A 3,866-nucleotide genomic window follows, 5' to 3' on the forward strand; every position below is an offset into this window, starting at 1 on the left:
CCTTGTCTTCCAGGGATGCCTTGTGGACCAATAAAACCCCGTTCACCGGGTTTACCTTGTCGCCCTGGAATGCCCTGTACTCCAGGTTTACCTTGTGGTCCTGGGATTAACGCACGTTGGAGAGCGCTATCTGCTTTACCCTCAGCCCTACGAGCGATACCGGTGGCGGTGGTAATTTGCCCAAATGCTCTACTAACTTGGTTTCCTAGAGCATCCACCGCTCTCTGTAAAGCATCAATTCTGGCTCTCAGTGACAAGAACGTTCCGAGGGTTAGCAATATGCCGGCGACCGTCAATGCTAAACCTGCAACTTTTGCCAATGCTTGAACCGCCTTCCCCAGCGCACTGCTTGCGGAGTTCTGGGCTACTCTTGCGGCACTCTGGGCTTGATATGCTCTTTCTAATCCTTGTTTAGCTTTACCGAGTGCATCACCGGCTAAACTCTCAGTACGCCCTAGTCTCGCACTGAATGGCGATATTTTCTGCCCAAAAACTACTGCGGCTACGGATGAGGCAATAGGATCTATTTTGGGAATAATGCTAGATTCACTCCGCTTAACAGAATCAGAGATAATCCCACCCCTTTCACTTTTGCGGATAAATTGCCCTTGCATGGCTGCAATATCTGCTCTCAAGGCTGCTAACTCAGAAGCAATTTGATCACACGAAGTCATGTAATTGCCCCTCGCATAAATTGTCTAATCATTTTCCTAGTGGAAGAAATTGAGTTAAATGTTGACTGGCAGGGTAAGCAACAAGGCTGACAGTTGATGTGTCTGGGTGGACATCCCAGACACTCGACAGAATATTCATCAGAAATGTAGACCTTTTTCTTCAGTAGAAGATTGTCTTTATCAAAGACAGAGATTGTGTACTTAGGATCAAAACCGGGAACATTTTGAAGGTAGGGTAACATTTCAAACCACTGAGTTCCGGCTTGATACGCAAACCAAGGCTTCACAAATAAAGGGTTACGAGGCGTTGAATAGCCTCTCAAAAAAATCTCGGTTTCGTTGGCTGAATTGGAATAAAGATAAGCGGTGATCCAAGCCGAATATTCCCTGTTGTTTCCTGGGCTGGTGATGTAGTTTTTAAAGTACGGATTGTTTAATTCTGATGGTCTAGCCCAGATGTTGCTATAGCCCTGAGATTGTGAAATCTTGTATCCCCCCGCAGCATTATCGCCCCAAAGTTCCAAGGCAGTGTAAGCCCGGTACAAGTGAAGGTGTTCTTCTACCTCCACTCTTATCGGAGTGTTCAGGTAATCAAGTATTTCCCCATCTGGGAAGGTGACGCGGGCGGTTTCCCCTTCCTGGCAATAAACAGCCATTAGTAATCATCTGGGTCAATGATTGTCCCGGTATCCGGTTTAATCATGTTTAGCACCAGCTGATCAACTCGGTATTCGTCGTTGTTTTCGCCGCGAGTGATGAAACTGGTAAATCCTTTTTCGACATATAAACTTTGATCAAGGTTTGTCTCAAGTCCTGATTGAGGAAGCCCAGCCTGAACCTTTAAAGCAATACCCACAACGAGACTCTCAGCTGTGTTATTTGCGGCGGGGGTCAATCCTGGAAGGTCAGCTTTGGCGATTGTGATCGTTGTTGCGGTCTGACTTGCTCCGGCTCCTAATACTTGGGTGATAGTTGGTTCTGACATTACTCTTGTTATTTATTACTACTAAAAACATTTATAGACCAGTTTTATTAGATTAGGAATATACATCTTTTACATAAAAGATATGTGCAGCCAGATTGACTGAAATGCTTGCGGTGAATAGAATACAAATGTTGGTAGCTATTTAAAAATAGTTGGATGTACAAGTTCTATTAATGTAGAGAATTAAACTGGTAGATGAAAAGGAACAGATGTGGACAAGCTTCAATTTTTTCTCAAGCTAATTTTGATAAGTTGATTGAAAAAACTGTGGGGGAGAATCATAAAATGATTTTTCGGTTGGCTTATTTGACGGCTGCAAGAATGGGGGAAGTTTTACAGCTGCAAACATCTGACGTATATAATGATGGTATTCCCCTGGCATCGATAACTTTCCAGCGCCGCAGAACTAAGACTAGAGAGACGCGACAAGTCCCTACTAGTCCCAAACTGCGGGAATATTTAAAATACTATTGGCTTAATCAAAAACCACAGCCGGGGTTTCTGTTCCCTGGCTTAAATGGACATTTACAGTTTCAATCGGCTGATGATGCGTTACGCCGGGCGATTAAATTGGCTGGTTTATCTGGGCTTGGGTACAGTACCCACAGTTTCCGGCGCACTGCCACAACCAATTTATCTAACAATGGAACGTCACTATCTGTAATTCAGCAAATTACTGGCCATGAAAGTTTGCAGAATTTGCAACGTTACATTGATACGTCGCCTGACCAGGTGATTAATGCGATCGCCACTCTCTAGCCCAGTAGCCTAAAACCATCTGCACCAAATCCACCCCTAATAAAATTTTGGATTTCTTGGGGTGATTTGCGCTGCGCGATCGCACACTGGATCATGTCCTTTCTCTGAATGGCGATCGCACTCTCAATATTTCCCCCAGGAATATGGATATGGTGAATTGTGCGCCTGTAAAAACAGTACCTAAAGTACCAGTGGCGTGTACCGGAGCGCGTTACATAGTATTCCTCTATCCACTGTTTAGGTTGTTCTGGAAGAGTCTGTTTTTGCAGGTTGGGAACTGTCCTACTGTCTAGATTAGGTTGTTCTGGAAGACTGGAATCATCATCTTCCATCGGTGTCATGTCTGGTTGAAAGTCGGGGTGTAGTTCCGCCCAATCTTTCCAGGCAGACTCAAAGTCATCAATACTCTGGAAATCATCCGGTTCTGGTGGTTCTTGGGAGACATCATAAAACAGTGTGGCTTGACCATCTCCCTCAACTCTTCCAGAACAATCTAAAACCACCTCATCCCAATACGGATCATGGATGATGGGTTTTTCCTTAACTGATGTGTAATCGGTCAGGTTAAATAATGTATTCATGTTGTTAAGCACTGGATAAACTATCTACTGCTACCGCGACCTATACGGCTACGGCGACGGAAAGGTACTATTTCATGCCCTACTGTAGATGCTACTTCTCTCATAGCCTCAGCCCAAGCCAGGGCTAAATCAAAGGGCATATTACCTAAGTCAGCTTCTGTGATAAAGCGTTTCCGTATCCAGTTTTTGAATAATTCTCTCTGGTTATTCATTTGCTGGTTGGAAGTAATCTTGGATTTCTAGAACTGCACCCCCAAAGTGATGAGAAATAGCGGCATAATTTCTCGGTTGTTCCCAGTAGCGGCGGCGTAAGCAGTGCCTAACCCATCCCTCTGGGTTGATTATTTTCTCAGCTGCACCCCGCAGTTTAAACAAGAGTAGAGCAGCTTTAATTTCAAACTGGGGACGGTTTAAAACTTCTGTTTCTTCAGTGTCAAAATAAATACCACTCTCAGACATCAATTGTTGATTAGATAAGATATGCTGCTGCTGAATATCCTCATCAACGGATTTAGTAGGGTTTGGGGTGGGTGTTTTGTAAGTAGAATTATGATTGTGTAATTTTTGTTTTCTGCGTGGTTTCAGGTATTCTAGTGGTCTAACAAGTAACTTGAATATCTTCCATGAATACTGTTTAATTGTGTGTATTACACGGTTTTCTACCAGGATGTTAAACATCTGTTTGAGGTAGTTATGAGCATAACCTTTGCCTCGATGTTTCTCTACCCAGTGGTTGAACTCTGATAGGTCTGGCTCAACTTCTTGGTTGACCCCTTCCCTGATTAGCCACTGCCATAGAAGTTTGGCGGCGGGTGGGATGTGGTTCTTTAAACAAAATTGGTCGTGCTTTTCTGTCCAGATAGTCAT

7 protein-coding genes are annotated in these 3,866 nt (G+C 43.9%); 1 reads left to right on the plus strand and 6 read right to left on the minus strand.

The features are described from left to right. The 3 genes from ACM0OP_RS23755 to ACM0OP_RS23765 all read right to left on the minus strand — a co-directional run. The coding region (locus ACM0OP_RS23755) for a collagen-like triple helix repeat-containing protein (protein ID WP_414530872.1) at nucleotides 1–674 on the minus strand (674 nt) is incomplete at its 3' end. After that, nucleotides 671–1,330, minus strand: a complete 660-nt coding sequence (locus tag ACM0OP_RS23760; protein ID WP_414530873.1) for a hypothetical protein — start codon at nucleotides 1,328–1,330, stop codon at nucleotides 671–673. The genes ACM0OP_RS23755 and ACM0OP_RS23760, both read right to left, overlap by 4 nt. Then, nucleotides 1,330–1,659 carry a hypothetical protein gene (locus ACM0OP_RS23765; protein ID WP_414530874.1) on the minus strand — a complete coding sequence of 110 codons (330 nt, stop codon included), beginning with the start codon at nucleotides 1,657–1,659 and terminating at the stop codon, nucleotides 1,330–1,332. The genes ACM0OP_RS23760 and ACM0OP_RS23765 overlap by 1 nt, the downstream gene beginning before the upstream one ends. Nucleotides 1,660–1,854: 195 nt before the next feature. On the opposite strand from ACM0OP_RS23765, the gene ACM0OP_RS23770 reads away from it, so the two are divergent. Next, nucleotides 1,855–2,418: a tyrosine-type recombinase/integrase gene (locus ACM0OP_RS23770; protein ID WP_414530875.1), complete on the plus strand. Its 564-nt coding sequence runs from the start codon at nucleotides 1,855–1,857 to the stop codon at nucleotides 2,416–2,418. Here the strand turns inward: ACM0OP_RS23770 and ACM0OP_RS23775 are convergent. The 3 genes from ACM0OP_RS23775 to ACM0OP_RS23785 are packed head-to-tail and all read right to left on the minus strand — an operon-like array spanning nucleotide 2,415 to nucleotide 3,866. Then, on the minus strand, nucleotides 2,415–2,999 hold the full coding sequence (locus ACM0OP_RS23775) for a hypothetical protein (RefSeq protein WP_414530876.1): 585 nt from the start codon (nucleotides 2,997–2,999) through the stop codon (nucleotides 2,415–2,417). The two genes, ACM0OP_RS23770 and ACM0OP_RS23775, sit on opposite strands and share 4 nt — an antisense overlap. 20 nt (nucleotides 3,000–3,019) lie before the next feature. Further along, nucleotides 3,020–3,211 (minus strand): hypothetical protein, encoded by a 192-nt coding sequence (locus tag ACM0OP_RS23780; protein WP_414530877.1) that lies wholly within the window; start codon nucleotides 3,209–3,211, stop codon nucleotides 3,020–3,022. Then, complete coding sequence (locus tag ACM0OP_RS23785; protein WP_414530878.1) at nucleotides 3,204–3,866, minus strand: hypothetical protein; 663 nt, start codon at nucleotides 3,864–3,866, stop codon at nucleotides 3,204–3,206. The genes ACM0OP_RS23780 and ACM0OP_RS23785 overlap by 8 nt, the downstream gene beginning before the upstream one ends.

Source organism: Nodularia chucula CCY0103, from assembly GCF_963923915.1.
Classification (GTDB): domain Bacteria; phylum Cyanobacteriota; class Cyanobacteriia; order Cyanobacteriales; family Nostocaceae; genus Nodularia; species Nodularia chucula.

Coding starts and splice junctions, on each gene's coding strand:
- ACM0OP_RS23775 (WP_414530876.1), bottom strand. CDS start 2,999: ATGAATACATTATTTAACCTGACCGATTACACATCAGTTAAGGAAAAA.
- ACM0OP_RS23770 (WP_414530875.1), top strand. CDS start 1,855: ATGAAAAGGAACAGATGTGGACAAGCTTCAATTTTTTCTCAAGCTAAT.
- ACM0OP_RS23760 (WP_414530873.1), bottom strand. CDS start 1,330: ATGGCTGTTTATTGCCAGGAAGGGGAAACCGCCCGCGTCACCTTCCCA.
- ACM0OP_RS23785 (WP_414530878.1), bottom strand. CDS start 3,866: ATGACTATCTGGACAGAAAAGCACGACCAATTTTGTTTAAAGAACCAC.
- ACM0OP_RS23780 (WP_414530877.1), bottom strand. CDS start 3,211: ATGAATAACCAGAGAGAATTATTCAAAAACTGGATACGGAAACGCTTT.
- ACM0OP_RS23765 (WP_414530874.1), bottom strand. CDS start 1,659: ATGTCAGAACCAACTATCACCCAAGTATTAGGAGCCGGAGCAAGTCAG.